This window comes from Flavobacterium subsaxonicum WB 4.1-42 = DSM 21790, from assembly GCF_000422725.1.
GTDB classification, from domain to species: domain Bacteria; phylum Bacteroidota; class Bacteroidia; order Flavobacteriales; family Flavobacteriaceae; genus Flavobacterium; species Flavobacterium subsaxonicum.
This window is the reverse complement of the sequence record NZ_AUGP01000028.1, coordinates 1-19,734: the sequence shown is the minus strand read 5'-3', so window position 1 is coordinate 19,734 and position 19,734 is coordinate 1. Positions and strand designations below refer to the sequence as shown.

Sequence of the window (19,734 nt, the reverse complement as noted above, 5' to 3'; positions counted from 1 at the left end):
TTCGTTTATTGTGTTATACCATAACAGGGATACTCAAATAGCATCCCTGTTACTTATAACTCTTATTTTATAAATTTATTCTCTTATAAGTACTTCGTCAATCATTCCGTACTCTTTAGCTTCGGGCGCTTTCATCCAGTAATCGCGCTCGCTGTCTTTGTGTACTTTATCAAAGGTCTGTCCGCTGTGCTTAGAAATAATGGCATACAACTCTTCTTTAAGTTTAAGCATTTCGCGAAGGTTAATTTCCATATCCGTAGCAACACCCTGAGCACCGCCTGATGGCTGGTGAATCATTACCCTGCTGTGTGGCAGTGCCGAACGTTTGCCCGCAGCACCTGCACAAAGCAATACAGCACCCATAGAAGCTGCCATACCGGTACAAATTGTAGCAACATCGGGCTTAATATACTGCATAGTATCGTACATACCTAAACCGGCATATACGCTACCGCCCGGAGAGTTAATATAGATCTGGATGTCTTTAGAGGCATCTGTACTTTCCAGGAACAACAATTGCGCCTGAACGATGTTTGCAACCTGATCGTCTATACCCGTTCCTAAAAAGATGATCCTGTCCATCATAAGGCGCGAAAACACGTCTATCTGGGCAACATTCATCTGGCGCTCTTCCATAATGTATGGTGTAAGGCCGGTTGGGGTAACGCGGTTAACAATTTTATCGTAATATAGGTTATTAACGCCGTGGTGTTTGGTGGCGTATTTTTTAAATTCTTTACCGAAATCCATAGTCTTTTTAAAATTTTTAGTTTGTATAAAAAGCAATCAAAAAACGTCAGGACAAATACGGCCTGACGTTCAAATATAATCATTTTATGCGATATTACTCACCGTACATTTCTTTGATGAAATCCTGATAAGTAACTTCTTTTGTTTCGTGAGCTACTTTCTCTTTGTAAAGGTTAAGCATTTTTTCGCTCATTACCTGCTCAGACAGCCTTTTAACCTCTTCCTGGTTAGAAAGTACCCTTGCAACAATGCCCTCTACATCTTCCGGAGTTGGGTTTAGCTGGCCAAATTGTGCCATTTGTTTTTTAATAACTTCAGATGTATACGACTTTAAGTCTTCAAAAGTTATCTGCAGGCTGTTTTGTGTAAGCACTTTACCTTCAATTAGCTGGTAACGTAAACCACCTTCTGATTTTTTAAATTCAGCTTCGGCCTGCTCTGCCGTTAAAGGCTCTTTACCGGCTGATTGAAGCCATTTTGTAAGGAATTCTGAAGGAAGGTCGAACTTAGTTGTTGCAATAAGCGACTCAGTAACATCATTTAAGAATTTCTGGTCGGCCTGCTGCGCAAACTGCTGCTCTGCATCTTCTTTAATTTTAGCTTTAAGCTCTTCTACAGATGTTACTGCACCTTCGCCAAACAGCTTATCAAAAAGCTCCTGGTTAAGCTCTGCTTTCTCTGTAGTGTTAACTTCTTCTATAGTAAAGTTTACCTCAATATCAAGACCATGAACATCATCATGACCCACTTTAAGGTAATCCATTAGTTTATGGTCGTCGTCAAATAGGCCTTTGGTAGAAAGGCTAACAACGTCGCCTACTTTTTTACCAATAAATTTTTTAGCCGCTTTTTTATCTTTAAAAATATCTAAAGTAATGGTAGCAGGGCTGTTAATACCTTTTTCTTCGTTGCTAAAAGTACCGGCAATATCATCGCCTTCTTCTATAACATCTTTAGGTACTAATTTACCGTATTGTTTTTGTATGCGTTCTACCTGCTCATCAAGCATGGCATCATCTGCAATAATATTGTAACGAACTACATTGTTTTTAGCACCAAGGTCTACCGTAAATTCAGGAGCAAGGCCTAATTCAAATTCAAAAGAAAAATCTTCGGCATCCCAGTTAAAATCTTCGGTAACTTTAGGTAACGGATTTCCAAGAATATCAAGCTTTTCTTTAGCAAGGTAATCGCTAAGCGACTTTTGCAACACTTTGTTAACCTCTTCTAACAATACTGCTTTACCGTATTGTTTTTGTATCTGGCTCATTGGCACTGCACCTTTCCTAAAGCCGGGAATAGAAGCACTCTTTTTGTAGTTTTGTAAAATCTTATCTACATTATTCTTGTAGTCGTTTTTTGTAATTGCTACTGTTACAACAGCGTTTAATGCATCTACCTGCTCTCTTGTAATATTCATTAGTTCAATTGTTTTATATCCATAAAATTATGGCTGCCAAAATTAAAGTTTTTTTGCAACCCATACAAATTTTAAAATGCCGCTCGCCGGCATTATGACAAAAGGAATAGCAATAATTGTGACAAATTTATTTTTCTGACAAACTGGCTACCAACGACTGGCAAAACGACAGCACAAGGCTAAACAGCAGGGCACGCCAAAAGTCGGCAATCTCAAAGCCATCTACCAATTGGGCACATAAAAGCACTATTATGGCGTTTATGACAAGCAAAAACAAACCCAGCGTAAAAATAGTGACAGGCAGTGTAAAAAGCACCAATATTGGCTTTATAAAGATGTTGAGCAGCCCCAGTACCAGCGCTACAATAATGGCCGTAAAGAAACTGTTTACCCGCACGCCCGGCATAAAATAAGCCAGCAGCACTACAAATACGGCTGTGAAGAAAATACTGATTAACGTTTTCATGTGTGATGTATAATTTAGATAAAAATAAAAAAAGCACCGGATATCTCCGATGCTTTTTACAATATATTCTGAAAATTTAGTTTGAAGGCAGTATGGTAGGCCCAGGATAATAGCCTGCATTTATTGCCGGTAATTTAGCATTGTAATGCATGTTTATAACCTTAATAATTTCGTTAGCCACAACAGCATAGCCCCTTGCATTTGGGTGTACACCATCTAAAGAAAACAAGGCAGTACTTAAACGCGCGGTGCTAAAATAGCCAGCGTTATAGGTCTGTCCGTCGTCTGTTGTTAAGCCGGTTACCAGTTGGGCAAGTATAGCATTCATATCGGCAAGCGCCAGGCCTTTAGCCGTTGCAACCTGTTTGATAGTATTGTTAAACGAGTTGGTAGCCGTGTTTATCATGGCAATTTCTGACGGTATAAGCACGCTGCCATCCTGTAACGGATAGGTTACGCCATACACGTTGAACGGAGCCGGAACGTTTGCCGGAGCCGTGCCAATTAGCGAGCTTGCCGGCAGCAGAATAAGATCTGTAGCGGTAGCCTGCCTGGCCTGGCCGTAAACCGAACCTATAAATGCAGCCGTTGCAGGCGGGTAACCCGCAGATGTAAAGGCTGCCGTTAACTGAGGTGCAAGGTTAGTAAGCGTTTCATCGGTAATAAGTATAGGGTTGCCTTCGGTTTCAGAAAGCAGGTTAAGCCTGTCTCCCTGACCAAGTAGCGTAAGCACCTGTTTCATTGGGCCGTAAAGCGATGTATTTAATTGCTGCACTGTTGCAGAACCTCCTAAAGAAGCCGTTGTTAGCGGATTGAAAGGCACTGTTGTAAAATACGGTATAGAGGTAACATTTGGTATAGTAGCGATTACCCCTTTTGCACCACCGCTAACCAATGTATTTACAATGGTAGAATAAGCACTTGCAAACACACCCGGATCTGTAATATCGTTCTGGGCATAGGTAGCAGGGTTTTGGTTACCCGCCTGGTTTACACCCGTACCACCGGCAATAGCATACAGCAACACATCGTTACTGCCAATCCAGTTGGTAAAAAAGGTTGGATTTAAAGACATAGCATCGGCCAGTACGGTTGTAGAGGCTGATGTGGCGTGGCGCACAAAATACGGGTTAGCCTGCCCCAATGCAACACCGGCAGCATTACCGTAGCCGGCAGCTAAAAGATGGTACGATTTTGCACCCGGCACACCCATATTATTATACGCCTTAGCCTGTGCTGCAAGCGTTACGGTAGAAGTACCCGCAATAGGCTCCGGTGCTCCGGCAGAGGCATCTAAAATTAATCGGGTATTAAAACCCGGCAGGCCACTAATGCCCCCAAGGTTGTTAACATCCTCTTCATACGACGGCTGTGTAAAAGCACCGCCACCCACTACTGCAAATTGCTGTGCCAGCAAGCTTGGGTATGAATACGACTGGCCAATACGCGACACCGTGCCATCCATATAACCGGCGGTAAGCGAGTTACCAACAGCTACATAGGTTGTAAAATCAGCATCGCCTGCGCTGTAATCAGCATTGGTTACTTCGTTTTCAAACTCCGGTTCGCAGGCTGCAAAACCGGCAGCAAGCACTGCTAAATATATAAATTTATTTTTCATGGAATTTTTAATTAAAAGCTATACGTTAAACCAAGGCCCGGAGAAAACACCGTGTTTTTGTAGGTACCGCCAAACGATACAAGGCTGCCATCTTCGCTGTAATAATTGTATGAATTATTAGTCTCATCGAAGTGAAGGTAAAGGAACGAGAAGTCGATACCCAGTTTAGGATTAATCTGGTAGGTTAAACCACCGGTAAAGCCCATAGAATCGTTTCTTGGTGTTTCCGGAGCAAAATAGCCATCCTGTACAGGGCTTTCGTCAAAGTACCAACCAGCACGGAACGCGAATTTTTCATTCGGTTTAAACTGTGTACCAAACCTGTACGTACCGGCATCTTTATAGTTACGCGGGTTAACCGATGTTGGCGTACCGTTAGCAAAGCTAATAGTCAATGCATCATACACATGCCAAAATGCCATATTATAATCAAAAGCTACTAACCATTTATCTGTAATTTCTACCGATATACCCGCAGTTAACTCAGCAGGCAATGGTAAATCAGCATCAAATTGTGTGTTTTGGTAGGTACCTTGTGCAAAGGCAGGCAAATCGTGGAAGGTAGCATCGCCATCGCGGGCTTCCATCGTAATTTCGCTCCTGTAGTTAACACCAAGCCTTACACCATCAATCGGGTTAAACATAAAACCGGCATCCCAGCCCCAGGCAGTAACACCTTTGGCATCAACGGTAACGTCAGACCTGTTACCCTGCTCATCGGTAAGGCTCCTGGTTAGGTTACGGTTAAAGTTTACACTACCGGTAACAAATATAGGCCCACCACCAACACTAAAACGGTCGTTAACCTTAATGGCAACGGTTGGCTGTATGTAAATTGCCTGAAGGTCTATATTATTTACAAGGTGTGATCCCTGCCAGTCCTGATCCCACTCTACGGCGCTGCCGTATGGGCTATATACTGCAAGGCCAACGGTTAACCAGTCGGTAGCGCGGTACGAAGCATATACCTCGAACGGGGTGCCAAAGTTATCTGTAGAGTTGGTCCAGTTGTACGTTTCGTTCTGGAACTTGGTTTTTGCAAACAGCCCATTTGCTCCGGCCGAAAAGTTAAAACGGTCTTTTAAGTAAGCGGCTCCAGCCGGGTTAAAAAACAATACCTCGGCACTGTTTACCACAGCAACGCCGGTATGGCCCATAGCCAATTGTTTTTGTCCCTGGAGGCTAACACGGTATCCACCTGCAAAGGCAGAGCTTGCTGCCAGCGCCATCATTGTTAAGGATAATAGTTTTCTCATAGGTTTGTAAGAGGGTTAATTTGTCAATTTAATAATCTTTACTTCAAATTTATAATAAATTATGGATTCTACAACGATTGAGGCAAAAATATTATGCATTCATAATAATTTATTTATCAAAAATTACATATAAATTCTGATAAATACTCACAAATTTTCATTAAATTTTAGCAAATCAATAGTTAAAAAATTCAGCAAATAACTATAAATCTACCTTTTAACTCAAATTCAACATATATTAATTAAAACACAAAGTTTGTGGCTCCCTCAAAATTTGGTAGTAAATTCCGTCATATTTATCACAAAAATGCGAATTTTAAAAAAAATAGCCATTGTTGCGCTTAGCCTTATACTGCTGCTTGTGCTTGCCAATTACGGTGTTAGCTACTACATTTCTAAAAAACTGCCTTCCATCTTAAAAAAGGAAAAGGATTTTCCGTACAATGTTAGCTACACCAACCTTGACATTGATGTGCTTGGCGGAAGCTTTATTATGCGTAACGCTGCCCTGGCACCTAAAGACAGTATTGCGGCAGCGGTTAAAAATGGCATTTTTGGGCAGATAGAATCTATTGGCGTTAGCGGCATTAGCTTATGGCAGTTTTTTAAGAACGACCGCATTGTTGCCCGGAGCGTTACCATAGACAAGCCCGAGATTATAATGTACCATCGCGAAAAAAAATATAACATAGAAAGCGATATAGAAAAACCGTTTAGGCAGGCCATACAAACCGGAAGCCTTACCATTACAAGGGGTAATTTTAAAATGTTGGACGAAAAGAAAGGTTTTAAGCTTAAAGCCAGCAACATTAATTTTAACCTTTATAAAATTAAGGTAGACAGCACTACGGTAGATGATAACGTACCGGTACGCTACCGCGATTACCGCCTTACCTGCGACAGCCTCTTTTATGATGCCGGCCCGTACTACACCATTACTGCTAACAAGATTAACAGTACCGATAGTACCCTGGCCATCAACAGCTTTAAGATGCTGCCCAAACAATCGCGCAAACAATTCTCTAACAGCCTGCCTAAAGAGCTCGACCAGTTTAACCTTAAGGCTCAAGATATATCGATACCCAAGCTCGACTGGGGTTTTATACGAGATACGCTGTACGTACACACCCCGCAGGTGGTGCTCAATAAAATTGATGCTAATATTTACCGAAGCAAAGAACCCGCAGACGACCCAAGCCGCAAAAAGCTTTACAGCGAATTGCTGCGCTCGTTAAAATTTGATTTAAAGGTAGATAAGCTGCTTATTAAAAATAGCCTTGTGGTGTATGAGGAACAGCTTAATTTTAATAAGCCTGCTGCAAAGGTTAGCTTTTCGAAATTTTATGCCACGGCAGCCAATATTTACAGCCCTGTTAACAAAGGTAAACTGCCGCGCACTACTATAGATGTGGAATGCCTGTTTATGAAATCGGCGCCGTTAAAGGTTAACTGGTCTTTTTCCACTCCCGATGTTAGCGATGCCTTTACTATTACCGGCCGCCTGCAAAATATAAAGAGCGAAGAGGTCAATCCGGTCTCTAAACCGTTAATGAATGCCACCACTACCGGCACTCTTAACGATGTGCGCTTTGTTTTTAACGGTAACCGCGAAAATGCCACGGGTACTTTTTCTATAGATTATGATGATCTTAAGGTGGGCATTTATAAAAAAGACGGTAAAAAGAAAAACAAGGTGGTAAGTGCCCTGGGCAACCTGCTGGTTAAAAATGATACCGATGGCGAACTTAAAAAAGTGAATGTTGCCGTTGACCGCTCTAAAGACAAATCGGTCTTTAACTTTTTATGGAAGTTTGTAATGCAGGGACTTAAACAAACCGTGCTGCCGAAGATTGTGACGTAGTTTTAAGCTATCAGTTTCCATTCGCAGTCGCAGTTTTCAATCGCAATATGCCATTCCGACGAACGAGGAATCTTAATCTAAATTGATTATTGAGATCCTTCGACTCCGCTGCGCTGCGCTCAGGATGACATCCCGTATCCAACACGACTGAAAACTGTGACTGCGACTGCCTACTGAAAAGTCATTACTTTAAAAACTCCAAAGTATACTCTAAAAACTCTTTAGGGTTTTCGGCATGTACCCAGTGGCCGGAGTTGGATATGGTTTTAATTTCGAAAGCAGGAAAATGCAATTTTATCAAATCAAGGTCAGTGTCCTGAATGTATTTAGACCTGTCGCCTCTTAAAAAAAGTGTTGAACCGTTAAACACACTGCCTTCCGGCAGCACTTCGCCAATACTATCTATAGAGGTATTAAAAACCGACAGGTTAAACCTAAAATCCAGCTGGCCCGGCTTTTTCCAATAGAGGTTTTTCATTAAAAACTGGCGTGTACCGGCATCATTAATATATTCTGCCATAACAGCCTCAACTGCATTACGGTCGGGTTTTTGGCTAAAATCTACCGCATTAAGCGCAGCAAGTTCGGTCTGGTGGTGCGGCTGATAATATTTAGGCGCAATATCTGCTACCACAAGCTTATCCAGCAATTCAGGGTGCTTAATAGCTAAAAACATCCCAACCTTACCCCCCATCGAGTGGCCTATCAGGTCTATTTTTTCTAAATTATTTTCGGCACAGTACTCAACAATATCCTGCACCATAGCATCATAAGTAAAAACATCGCTATGAAAACTCTTGCCGTGGTTGCGCATATCCAGCGCATGCACCTGGAAACCGTTGGCAGCATATTGCCCGCCCAGGGTTTTCCAGTTATCGCTCATGCCCATAAAACCATGTATAATAACAAGGGGTTTGCCCTCGCCCTCTATTCTTGAGTGCAACATATTATTTTAATTTTTGCAGGTACATATTAACCACATTATCCAGGCCAAGGTACAAAGCCTCAGCAATAAGCGCGTGGCCTATAGATACCTCCAGCAACCCGGGAATGTTTTGTTTAAAAAACTTAATATTATCCAGGCTCAGGTCGTGCCCGGCGTTAAGGCCAAGGCCCAGTTGTTGCGCCAGTTCGGCAGCAGCCACATAAGGCAGTATACCTTTTTCGTTACCCAAACCATATTCGTGGGCAAAAGCTTCGGTATACAACTCAATACGCTCGGCACCGGTTGCCAGTGCACCCTCAACCATAGCAAGGTCCGGATCTACAAAAATAGACACGCGAATACCGTTTTGCTTAAACTCCTGTGTAACTTCCTGTAAAAAACTTTTATGTTTTATAGTATCCCAGCCGGCATTGCTTGTAATGGCATCATCGGCATCAGGCACCAGGGTAACCTGCGTGGGTTTTGTTTCTAAAACCAGGTCTATAAATTCGCGAATGGGGTTGCCTTCTATATTATATTCGGTGTAAACCACCGGCACAAGGTCGCGCGCATCCTGGTATCTTATGTGTCTTTCATCGGGCCTTGGGTGTATGGTAACACCCTGTGCACCAAATTTCTGAACATCTGCCGCTACCTGTAGCAGGTTAGGTACATTGCCGCCGCGTGAGTTTCTAAGGGTGGCAATTTTGTTTATATTTACGCTTAATTTAGCCATATATGTTGCAAAATATCTTTTGTAACACAAAAATACAAAGTAAAAGGGGCTGATTATGCTTATTTTTCATTATTTTGCATATAAATTATTGTGACCCCCATGAACGAAATTACCGATTTTTTAAACACTAACATTAAAGCGCTGAGAACCACCGATACGGTTGCCGATGCGCAGGACCTGTTTGCCGAATATCCATTTTCGCACTTTCCGGTGCTGGAAGACGGTGTATATATTGGCTGTGCCGGATCTGAAGATGTAGAGCTGATGGATATTGAAAAGACCATGGACGATATCCGCTTTAATTTTGAGCGTTTTTTTGTTAGGGACACTACTGTGTGGCTGGATGTGCTTGAGGTTTTTGCCAAGAACGAAACCAACCTTGTACCTGTGCTTAGCGCCGAGAACAAATACCTGGGCTACTACGAAATTACCGATATTATCAAATTTTTTGACCAGACCCCTTTTCTTAAAGAGGCCGGCGGCATACTTGTGGTAGAAAAAGGTGTTTTAGAGTACAGCATGAGCGAGGTTGCCCAAATTGTAGAAAGCAACAACGGCAGGCTATTGGGCCTTTTTGTATCTGAAGCCAGCATGGATAAGGTACAGATTACCGTTAAAATTAGCCTTGGCGGCCTGAGCGAAATTATTCAGACCTTTAGGCGCTATAACTACGATATTATTACAGAGCACCAGGAAGATGCTTACTTAAATACGCTTAAAGACCGCTCTGACTATCTTGATAAATACCTCAATATCTAATTATGAAAATTGCTGTTTACGGCCAATATTACAAAGACAATACAGAGGATATTATACAAAAGCTGCTTGCGGTTTTTACTACCTACAACCCTGAGGTTGTTTTTGAGAGCAACTATTACAACGTACTTAAAGAAAAAAATTTACTGGATAAACCTTTTAGTGTTTTTACCGGCCACGAAGACCTGGACGAAGGTTTTGATATGTTTATAAGCATTGGCGGAGACGGCACTATGCTGCGCGCCGCTACACTGGTTAGAAATAAAAACATACCAATAATTGGTATTAACGCAGGCAGGCTGGGCTTTTTAGCCACCGTACAGCAGGAAAACATAGAAACCCTACTGCCCCTTATTTTTGAAAACCAGTATAAAATTTCGCCACGCAGCCTGCTAACCATAGATTATAAAGGCAAAAGCCTTAACCCTGATTATTTAGATTATGCCCTTAACGAGATAACTGTTAGCCGCAAAGACACCACCTCTATGATTACCATAGATGTTAAACTTAACGGAGACCATTTAAACTCGTACTGGGCAGATGGCCTTATAATCTCTACCCCTACAGGGTCTACAGGGTATTCGCTTAGCTGTGGCGGCCCTATACTAACGCCCGATGTAAACAGCCTTGTAATTACCCCTATTGCCCCGCACAACCTTAATGCGCGCCCGCTGGTAATACCCGATGATACCGAGATTGAGCTTACGGTAAGCAGCCGCGAAGAGCAGCACCTTATATCGTTAGATTCTCGCATAGAATCTGTAGATGTAGAAACGGTGCTTAGCATTAAAAAAGGCAGCTTTAAAATTAACCTTGTCGAGTTTCCGCAGGAAAAATTCCTGGATACCCTTCGTAAAAAACTACTTTGGGGCGAAGACAAACGAAATTAATTTTTGCCAAATTACCTCTGCATACATACTACATTAGCACTTCTTCCGTTTTCAAGTCTGTACATTTTACGATTTGTAAAATTAAATAGCTTGTAAAATGTATATAGTTAGGCTATTTAGAAATCTATATTGTTATATTTGCACCCAATTTTCATTTAATGAAACGCATACTATTTGTATTATTCTTAATTGTAACAGCTACACAGGCACAAGCCCAGATTAACGAACTGGGGCTTTTTGTTGGTGGTGCCAATTACATTGGAGACATAGGGCCAACAACTTATGTTGCGCCCGAAAAGCTTGCATTAGGCCTTGTTTATAAATGGAACCGAAGCCCGCGCCATGCCTGGAGGGCATCGGCAACGTATGGCCGCATTACATCTAACGATGATAACTCTGATGTGCCCGGCCGTAAACAAAGAGGCAAGCAGTTTGAAAATGAAGTAAAAGAAGTATCTTTAGGCCTTGAATTCAATTTTCTTGACTTTAATTTGCACGAAGAAGGCTTTAAAATGACACCTTATATATACGGTGGCCTTAGCTACTTTATGTATGATGAGAATATTATAGAAAGCAACAGCCAGAGAGCTAAAGACGTAGATAACGGCAGTGGCCTTGCCATACCCATGACGGTTGGCGTAAAGGCGCACATTGCCAAAAACTTTGTGCTTGGGTTTGAAGTTGGTGCACGCTACACGTTTACAGATAATTTAGATGGCAGTAACCCGTCTGACAATAAATACGCCAATTTAAGAATAGGCAACCTGGAGAGTAACGACTGGTACGTATTCTCTGGCTTTACATTAACCTATACCTTTGGTATAAAACCTTGCTACTGTTCGCAATAATATGATGGATAACACTACCGCATTAAATACCGATAATTTACCTACGCACATAGCCGTTATTATGGACGGTAATGGCCGTTGGGCTAAACTAAAAGGCATGATGCGCATTTTTGGCCACGAAAATGCAATAAAATCGGTACAGGAAACGGTAGAAGGATGCGCCAAACTTGGCATTAAATACCTTACATTATATGCGTTCTCTACAGAGAACTGGAACAGGCCAAAGCTGGAGGTAGATGCTCTTATGCACCTGCTTATGAATTCTTTGAAAAAAGAATTGCCAAAAATGACTAAAAATAATATTAAGCTTAACACTATAGGCAATGCGGCACTCCTCCCTGAAAAAGCCCGCAAACAGCTGTTTGAAGTAATAGATAAAACCAACGCTAATACCGGCATGACACTTACTCTTGCGCTAAGCTACGGCTCGCGCGAAGAGCTTATTAATGCCGTTAAACAAATTAGCGAAAAAGTAAAACACAATAAATTAAACACAGCTGACATTAACGAGTCTGTAATACAAAGCCACCTTTACACCAGCAACATGCCCGATGCCGACCTTATTATTAGGACCAGCGGAGAGCAGCGCATTAGCAATTTCCTGCTTTGGCAGGCTGCCTATGCCGAGTTGTATTTTACAGAGGTACTTTGGCCCGACTTTAGGGAGAAGGATTTGCACGATGCCATTATCAGCTACCAAAAAAGAGAACGTAGATTTGGAAAAACCAGTGAACAAGTTAAATAACACAATAATGTTTCGACGAAGCATTGCATTATTTATTGGAATTTTATTTTTTGCAACCACTAACAGTGTTTTTGCACAGGATGCTGCCAGGCTGGAGTCTGGCCAGTACATTCTTGCAAACATTGCTGTTACCGGCAAAATGAGCTATAATGAGCAAACTGTTGTTACTTTTACAGGCCTGGAAAAAGGCCAGTCTATTAACGTACCCGGAGAAGAAATTAGCGCCGCTATTAAAAAGCTCTGGAAACTGGGCCTTTTTAGCGATGTTAACTTTTATGTAGACAGGATACAGGGCGACAGCATTTACCTGGAGCTTGCTATTAACGAGCTGCCTAAAATTAGCGAAGTTAGAATTCAGGGTGTAAAAAAAGGTAAACAGGAAAGCCTTATTAAAGATACCGGCCTTACTAAAGGCAAGGTGGTTAACGAGAACCTGCTTACCACTACCAAAAACTACATTGAAAACAAGTATAAAAAAGATGGTTTTTACAACACTAAAGTAGCCATTAATGTTATACCGGATAGTAACGCCGTTAAAATGGTGGTTAATATAGACAAGGGCAAAAAAGTTAAGATAAAATCTATCAACTTTACCGGCAACCAGCAGCTTAGCAATGCCAAACTTAAAAAAGCGATGAAAGATACTAAGGTTAAGGCTTTCCCTAACCCGTTGCGTATTTTTAAGTCGTCTAAATTTATCGAAGATAAATACAACGCCGATCTTGCTAACATTGTTAACAAATACAAAGAAAAAGGATATAGGGATGCCCGTGTAACATCAGATACTGTTGTTTACAATCCTAAGAAAAACATGGTGTCTATAGACATCAATATAGAAGAAGGCCATAAATACTACTTTGGCGATATTAAATACCTTGGTAATACCGTATATACTAACCAGCAGCTTAACCAGATCCTGGGCATTAAAAAGGGCGAGGTTTACAATGGTGTATTGCTACAGGAGCGTATTGCCGATCCTAAGCCCGATGCTAACGATATTACCAACCTTTACCAGAATAATGGTTACCTGTTCTCTAATATCAACGCAGTAGAGGTTAAAACAGCTAACGATACCATAGATTTCGAAATCCGTATCGTAGAGGGGCCTATAGCTTACTTTAACAGGATTACGGTTGTTGGTAACGATAAAACTAACGACAGGGTTATTTACCGTGAGCTTGCCACAAGGCCGGGCCAAAAATGGAATAAAGAAAACGTAATTAATACCATACGAGAGCTTGGTGCACTGGGCTTTTTTGATGCCGAGACTATCCGTCCGGATGTTAAAAACCCTGACCCTGCTACCGGAACGGTAGATGTAGAGTGGAATGTTACCGAGAAAGGATCGAGCCAGATAGAACTTCAGGGTGGTTACGGTGGCGGTGGCTTTATTGGTACACTTGGGCTATCGTTTAACAACTTCTCTATGCGAAACATCTTTAAAAAAGATGCGTATACCCCGCTGCCAATGGGCGACGGTCAAAAACTATCGTTACGCCTGCAGGGTAGTACCTACTTCCAGACGTATAGCTTATCGTTTACAGAACCTTGGTTTGGCGGTAAAAAACCAATACAGTTGTTCTCGTCATTATCGCACAGTAAGCAGTTTTTATACAACTACTCAAGCAGCGATGTAGACAGAGACAGGAGCTTTACCATATCATCCATAACAATGGGTGTATCTAAAAGGCTAAGCCAACCCGATTTTTATATGAGGCTTTCGCACTCGTTAACATTTCAGTATTATGATTTAAATAATTATAACACAGGATTGTTTACCTTTGGTAATGGAACATCTAAAAACTTAGCGTATACAATTGAGCTTACCAGGGACAACAGGGGGAGAAACCCTATTTACCCTACTTACGGTTCATTATTTAGCTTAAGTTTCAGGACAACATTCCCGTACTCATGGGTTAACGGTATAGATTATGCAGATCTTCAAAATCAGGCACAATATAAATCGGTAGACAGCAATGGCAATTATTTAGATGCCAATGGCAACCCAACATCTGTATTAGGCGATGCTGTTGCAGATCAGGCCAAAATTGACCAGAAAAGGTTTAACTGGCTGGAGTACTATAAAGTTAAGTTTAAGGCCGACACCTATACTAAAATAGCGGGCGACCTTGTACTGCGTTCTTTGGGTGAATTTGGTTTTATGGGCGCATATAACTCAGAAAGAGGCCTTGTACCTTTTGAAAGGTTTTATGTTGGTGGAGACGGTATGGCTAACTATGCGCTTGATGGCCGCGAGGTTATACAGCTAAGAGGTTATCCTAACCAGTCGTTAAGCCCTGTAGACGAAAATGGAACACAGATAGGTGCAACAATTTATAACAAATTTACGTTAGAGATGCGTTACCCTATTACCCTTAAGCCACAGGCATCTATTTATGGTTTAACCTTCTTAGAGGCAGGTGCATCTTATGATGGATTTAAAAATTACAACCCATTTGCACTTAAGCGTTCGGCAGGTTTTGGCCTTAGGGTGTTTATGCCGGCGTTTGGTTTATTGGGTATAGACTTTGGTTATGGTTTCGATCCGCTACCAGGATACCAGCAGGCCAACGGATGGGAAACGCATTTCATCATCGGTCAGCAGTTCTAAAAAATTTGGCATGATATTTTCTAATACGTAGATAGCTATGAAAAGAATTTTATTAACATTACTTACTGTTTTCTCGTGCATTGCTTTAAATGCGCAGGGTGCTAAAGGCATAAAAATTGGTTACATAGACATGGATTATATCCTGGACAAAGTGCCGGATTATGCCGAAGCTAAAAACCAACTGGAACAAAAAGCCCAAAAATGGGCCCAGGAAATGGGCGTTAAACGTAATGATATTAATAAGCTTAAGGAAAGCCTACAGGCAGAAAAAGCCCTGCTTACCAAAGAGCTTATAGAAGAGCGTGAAGAAGAAATTGCCTATCTTGAAAAAGACCTTATAGAATATCAGGACAAGCGCTTTGGCCCTACAGGCGACTTAATTACCCAAAAATCGGTGTTGGTAAAACCAATACAGGATCAGGTTTTTAGTATCGTTCAGGATTTAGCCGAAACCAGGAAATTCGATTTTATCTTTGATAAATCGTCTGACATGACCATGATGTTTGCGGCAAAAAAATACGACATAAGCGATTTTGTGGTTAAGCGCCTTACAAGATCTGCCAAACGCGAAAAACTAACCGGTAAAGAAGTTAAGCAGCTGGACGAACAGGAAAAACAGGAAGAGCTTGAAGCCGACCCGGAATATGCCGACAGAAAAAAAGCTACTGAAGACAAACAGGCAGAAAGACAGAAAAAATTAGATGAGAGAAAAGCAGCCCAGGAAGCTAAAAAAGCAGCCTACGAAACAAGGCGCCAACAATTAAAAGAAGAGCAGGCAGCTAAAAGAAATGGTGGTAAAACACCGGCAACAACAAAACCTGCTACAACCACCCCTGCCACCGAAGGTAACGATACTACTACCGGTGTAAAAGAAGACGAAGAAACTGCCACTGCTAAACCGGCCGATGCTACCTCTACAGACAAACAAAACTCTGCTCAGGCAGCAAAAGAAGCGCGCCAAAAAGTAATAGAAGACAGAAAAAAAGCAATAGAAGAACGCAAGAAACAAATTCTTGCTGAGCGCGAGGCCGCAAAAAAAGAGCGCGAAGAGAAAAAGAACGGAACAACAACACCTGCCGAAACACCGGCGCCACAGCCTACAGATAACACCGGGGGCGAAGACTAAATAGAAACTAAAAACAAAAATTAAATAAATACCGTAAATGATGAAACAACTGAAATCTTTATTAATTGCTGCAGTACTTTTTGCAGGAGTAAGCCAAACCGCACAGGCACAAGCAAAAGTAGCGCACATTAATGTTACTGAGCTTATGACTAACATGCCTGATATGAAGGCTGCCAATACACAACTTGAAAAAATTACTAAAGGTTATGATACTGATTATAACACAATGGTAGACGAGTACAGGAAAAAAGCAGCTCAGTATCAAAAAGAAGCTTCTACCCAAACTGATGCTATAAATGCAACAAGAAGCCAGGAGATGGATGATATGCAAAAAAGGATTCAGGATTACCAACAAAATGCCACAAAAGAGCTTCAGAAAAAACAAGAAGATATCTACAAGCCTATTTTAGAGAAATCAAGGGCTGCTATCCAAAAAGTTGCTAAAGCTAAAGGATACCAGTATGTACTTGATGCTTCTACAGGTAGTGGCGTTCTGTTTGCAGAAGGTCCGGATTTACTTGCAGATGTAAAAAAAGAACTTGGCTTTTAATACAAAGCTTTAAAGTGATAAATTAAGAAACGGCTCTATATGGGCCGTTTTTTTTATATTTGCCCTATGGATAAAAGCAATAACCCCATCGGACTGTTTGACTCGGGCATAGGAGGAACTTCTATCTGGAAAGAAATCCACTGCCTTTTACCACACGAAAACAGCATTTATCTTGCCGACAGTAAAAATGCCCCGTACGGCCAGCGCCCCAAACAAGAAATAATCGACCTGAGTATTAAAAACACTGAGTATCTTTTAGATCACGGTGCCAAGATAATAGTGGTTGCCTGCAATACAGCCACCACAAATGCCATTACAGAACTTAGAGAGAAATATAAAGATGTAAATTTTATAGGTATCGAACCAGCCATTAAACCTGCCGCCATACACACACAAACGGGCGCTATCGGCATTTTAGCAACCAAAGGCACACTTAGCAGCGAATTATTTACAAAGACCGTATCGGGCTTTAAAAACATTCATGTAGTAGAACAGGTGGGTTATAACCTTGTGGCATTAATTGAAGATGGCAGGATTAATTCGCCCGAAATTAAAGAGTTGCTTAAAGAGTACCTAAAACCTATGATAGAGGCACGTATAGACCATTTGGTATTAGGATGCAGCCACTACCCCTATCTGATACCCCAAATACAGGAAATACTCCCTAAAGACGTTAAAATAATAGATTCCGGCGAAGCCGTTGCCAGGCAAACTAAAAAGGTATTGCAATCTGCCGGATTGCTTAATCCCTCTTTAGATAAAAGCCATCAGGTATTCTATACCAATTCAGACCCGCAGGTGTTGAATTCGATATTAAAAAATAGATATACTGTAGAGCAACAGGACTTTTAAGCCTACTTAAACCACGAAGAATACATAACATAGTTATTGGATATTCGCTCAATCTCGCTGGCAAAGTTAGACTCATTGAGGTCTTTAACCTTTTTAGCAGGCACACCGGCATATATAGTTCCAGACTCTACTATTGTATTTTGGGTTACTACTGCACCCGCAGCAATAATACAATTGCTCTCTATAACGCAATTATCCATAACAATGGCACCCATACCTATAAGCACGTTGTCTTTTACGGTACAGCCGTGCACAATAGCATTGTGCCCAATAGACACATTGTTACCAATAATGGTTGGATGCTTTTGATACGTGCAGTGTATAACCGCCCCGTCTTGTATATTTACTTTGTTACCTGTTTTAATAAAGTTAACATCGCCCCTAACAACAGCATTAAACCAAATACTGCATTCTGAGCCAAAAGTAACATCGCCCACAATGGTAGCATTTTCGGCAACAAAACAATCTTCGGGTATTTGCGGATATTTTCCGTTTACTTCTTTAATTACCATATACATCTAAAAAAACGTCCCGATAAAAACTTATCGGGACGAAATTAATAATAGTTACCTTATAATTAGTTAACTGCCGGACAGTGGCAATCAAATTTCTCTCTTTTACAAAATAGGTTAAGACCTATTGTAATTTGGTGAAAACCTGTGTTATCAAACTTAACATCTCCTGTTAGGTAAGAGTAAGTATAAGCAAACATAAAGTTTTTATAGTTTATACCCAAAATTGGGGTAATATATTGCAAATGCTGCTCTTCTATACTTCCACCGGCAACGGCTTGGTATTGTGCACCATCAAGGCTTCTTCTGTAAGATAGTCCACCCCATAGCCTACCAAAATCCATTTCCTTGTAAAGCTTAAGGTTAACGTCTATGGTTTTTTCTTTAGTCTGGTCTACAGCCTGGAATAAAATAGACGGTTCCCACTGTAATGCATCGTTAAAGCCAAACACATAACCTACACTAAATAAATATTTTCTTAAGTTATCACTTTCAACATCTGTGTATAGATCCCTTTTACTTGCAATAGCATTTTTTACTGTAAAATGAGCAAAGAAGTCAAGGTAATTGTATGATGCACCTACGTCTACGTTAAAGTATGAATCTTTTTGTTTCATACCACCATCAATAATAGGGTCAAAATCAGGCTCAAATTCAGTCTCATCAAGACGGCTCTGCACCAATCCTGCACTCATACCAAACGATAATTGATTAAGATCATAATCACTTCTTGAAAAACGAATGTGGTGAGCATAGGTTAACTTTGCTCCTGTTTGAGAATGGTAACCGTTTTTATCGTTAAAAACAATGGCACCAATACCAGAATTTGTACCTACAGCCGTATTAAAACTTAACGTTTGCAATTGTGGAGCATCACTCTGATCAAACCACTGCTGACGTGCGGTAAGCCTTATCTTTGCACAATTTGCTGCCCCGGCCATGGATGGGTGAAGTAAATATAAATTGTCTGATAAATAATCAGCATAAACTGCAATACCTTCCTGTGAGAAAGATAGTTGAGTCAATAACAATCCAAAAATGAGATAAACCTTTTTAAAATTCATGTTAACCTTATCGTTTAATGAGAAATGTGCTTTTTATTAGTTGTTTTGGCAATTAGCGTTAAATAAGTTTATTTCAATTACAAGTTTTGTATCCTTAGCAATGACCTTACTTTACAGTAATTTTCCATAGCGGTCAAATATATAAATTTTTGTGTTAGGTTGGTTACATTATATCAATAATATTGTAAAAAATGCTGTCATCTCTGACAGCATTTTTACAATAATTGCTCATTGTTTATCGCTTAAGGCTAAAGTGTGCCTTAAATTCTTTAGTTACATTACCATCAGGGTAGGTAACGGTAAACCAGTAGTCGTCAGCCGGTACAGGCTGGCCGTTATAAGTACCATCCCATCCTTCGCCTTCGTTTACATCCGATTCCGGGCTTAGCTGTTTCAGCAGCTTGCCGTAACGGTCGAAGATAAAGATCCTCGCCTCCGGGTAGTTTTTAAGCCCTACGATGTTCCAGGTGTCGTGGTAGCCATCGCCGTTTGGTGTAAAGAAGTGCGGGTAGTCGATGATGCTTACCGCCGGGATCTCAAATATATCACATGAGTTCGCTGTCTTAACATCCCTTACATAGATCGTCTGCTCGCCCATCGGTACGTTGGTAAATACATTGGAGTTTTGCCAAGGGCCTTCCGGGTACAGGCTGTACTGGTACTCGCCGTAGCCTTCTACCAATACTGTTATGGTCTGGTTCTCGTTAAAGGCATTGCTCACTACGTAGCCTTCGCCTATTTTAAC

At 41.1% G+C, this 19,734-nt stretch carries 19 protein-coding genes; 9 read left to right on the top strand and 10 right to left on the bottom strand.

Annotation, left to right across the window (positions count from 1 at the left end; translation table 11 throughout):
* Window positions 1-75 precede the first annotated feature (75 nt).
* The 5 genes from clpP to G509_RS0108970 form a co-directional block, all read right to left on the bottom strand.
* Complete coding sequence (gene clpP / locus G509_RS0108990; protein ID WP_026991225.1) at window positions 76-750, bottom strand: ATP-dependent Clp endopeptidase proteolytic subunit ClpP; 675 nt, start codon at window positions 748-750, stop codon at window positions 76-78.
* Window positions 751-844: 94 nt separating this feature from the next.
* Entirely contained in the window at window positions 845-2,170 is a 1,326-nt protein-coding gene (tig, locus tag G509_RS0108985; RefSeq protein WP_026991224.1) for a trigger factor, read from the bottom strand.
* A gap of 127 nt (window positions 2,171-2,297) precedes the next feature.
* Window positions 2,298-2,636, bottom strand: a complete 339-nt coding sequence (locus G509_RS0108980) for a phage holin family protein (protein ID WP_026991223.1) — start codon at window positions 2,634-2,636, stop codon at window positions 2,298-2,300.
* Window positions 2,637-2,712: 76 nt separating this feature from the next.
* Window positions 2,713-4,257, bottom strand: a complete 1,545-nt coding sequence (locus G509_RS0108975; protein ID WP_026991222.1) for an SGNH/GDSL hydrolase family protein — start codon at window positions 4,255-4,257, stop codon at window positions 2,713-2,715.
* Window positions 4,258-4,268: 11 nt separating this feature from the next.
* The gene (locus G509_RS0108970) at window positions 4,269-5,513 is read right to left on the bottom strand and encodes an OmpP1/FadL family transporter (RefSeq protein WP_026991221.1); all 1,245 of its coding nucleotides are present in this window, start codon (window positions 5,511-5,513) and stop codon (window positions 4,269-4,271) included.
* Between the two features lie 307 nt (window positions 5,514-5,820).
* On the opposite strand from G509_RS0108970, the gene G509_RS0108965 reads away from it, so the two are divergent.
* Complete coding sequence (locus G509_RS0108965) at window positions 5,821-7,374, top strand: hypothetical protein (protein ID WP_026991220.1); 1,554 nt, start codon at window positions 5,821-5,823, stop codon at window positions 7,372-7,374.
* A gap of 184 nt (window positions 7,375-7,558) precedes the next feature.
* Here G509_RS0108965 and G509_RS0108960 read toward each other — a convergent pair whose 3' ends face one another.
* Both G509_RS0108960 and G509_RS0108955 read right to left on the bottom strand, forming a co-directional pair.
* Window positions 7,559-8,320 (bottom strand): alpha/beta fold hydrolase, encoded by a 762-nt coding sequence (locus G509_RS0108960; protein ID WP_026991219.1) that lies wholly within the window; start codon window positions 8,318-8,320, stop codon window positions 7,559-7,561.
* Between the two features lies 1 nt (window position 8,321).
* Window positions 8,322-9,035 (bottom strand): pyridoxine 5'-phosphate synthase, encoded by a 714-nt coding sequence (locus G509_RS0108955; protein ID WP_026991218.1) that lies wholly within the window; start codon window positions 9,033-9,035, stop codon window positions 8,322-8,324.
* Between the two features lie 99 nt (window positions 9,036-9,134).
* On the opposite strand from G509_RS0108955, the gene G509_RS0108950 reads away from it, so the two are divergent.
* The 8 genes from G509_RS0108950 (at window position 9,135) to murI (ending at window position 17,413) form a co-directional block, all read left to right on the top strand.
* Window positions 9,135-9,794 carry a CBS domain-containing protein gene (locus G509_RS0108950; protein ID WP_026991217.1) on the top strand — a complete coding sequence of 220 codons (660 nt, stop codon included), beginning with the start codon at window positions 9,135-9,137 and terminating at the stop codon, window positions 9,792-9,794.
* 2 nt (window positions 9,795-9,796) lie between these two features.
* On the top strand, window positions 9,797-10,681 hold the full coding sequence (locus G509_RS0108945; RefSeq protein WP_026991216.1) for an NAD kinase: 885 nt from the start codon (window positions 9,797-9,799) through the stop codon (window positions 10,679-10,681).
* A 158-nt stretch (window positions 10,682-10,839) separates the two neighbouring features.
* The gene (gene porG, locus G509_RS0108940) at window positions 10,840-11,529 is read left to right on the top strand and encodes a type IX secretion system protein PorG (RefSeq protein WP_026991215.1); all 690 of its coding nucleotides are present in this window, start codon (window positions 10,840-10,842) and stop codon (window positions 11,527-11,529) included.
* A gap of 4 nt (window positions 11,530-11,533) precedes the next feature.
* A complete protein-coding gene (locus G509_RS0108935) occupies window positions 11,534-12,274 on the top strand; it encodes an undecaprenyl pyrophosphate synthase (protein WP_026991214.1) in 741 nt (246 codons plus the stop codon).
* 7 nt (window positions 12,275-12,281) lie between these two features.
* Window positions 12,282-14,885 (top strand): outer membrane protein assembly factor BamA, encoded by a 2,604-nt coding sequence (gene bamA, locus G509_RS0108930; RefSeq protein WP_026991213.1) that lies wholly within the window; start codon window positions 12,282-12,284, stop codon window positions 14,883-14,885.
* Between the two features lie 37 nt (window positions 14,886-14,922).
* Window positions 14,923-16,011, top strand: coding sequence for an OmpH/Skp family outer membrane protein (locus G509_RS21750; RefSeq protein WP_081663277.1), 1,089 nt, complete (start codon window positions 14,923-14,925; stop codon window positions 16,009-16,011).
* A gap of 40 nt (window positions 16,012-16,051) precedes the next feature.
* Window positions 16,052-16,561, top strand: coding sequence for an OmpH/Skp family outer membrane protein (locus G509_RS0108920; protein WP_026991212.1), 510 nt, complete (start codon window positions 16,052-16,054; stop codon window positions 16,559-16,561).
* A gap of 66 nt (window positions 16,562-16,627) precedes the next feature.
* Window positions 16,628-17,413 (top strand): glutamate racemase, encoded by a 786-nt coding sequence (murI, locus tag G509_RS0108915; protein WP_026991211.1) that lies wholly within the window; start codon window positions 16,628-16,630, stop codon window positions 17,411-17,413.
* A 2-nt stretch (window positions 17,414-17,415) separates the two neighbouring features.
* On the opposite strand, the gene G509_RS0108910 is transcribed toward murI, so the two are convergent.
* The 3 genes from G509_RS0108910 to G509_RS21745 all read right to left on the bottom strand — a co-directional run.
* Complete coding sequence (locus G509_RS0108910; RefSeq protein ID WP_026991210.1) at window positions 17,416-17,925, bottom strand: gamma carbonic anhydrase family protein; 510 nt, start codon at window positions 17,923-17,925, stop codon at window positions 17,416-17,418.
* A 65-nt stretch (window positions 17,926-17,990) separates the two neighbouring features.
* Entirely contained in the window at window positions 17,991-18,989 is a 999-nt protein-coding gene (locus tag G509_RS0108905) for a PorP/SprF family type IX secretion system membrane protein (protein ID WP_026991209.1), read from the bottom strand.
* A 235-nt stretch (window positions 18,990-19,224) separates the two neighbouring features.
* A partial coding sequence (locus G509_RS21745) for a T9SS type B sorting domain-containing protein (RefSeq protein ID WP_035738789.1) occupies window positions 19,225-19,734 on the bottom strand: 510 nt, incomplete at its 5' end.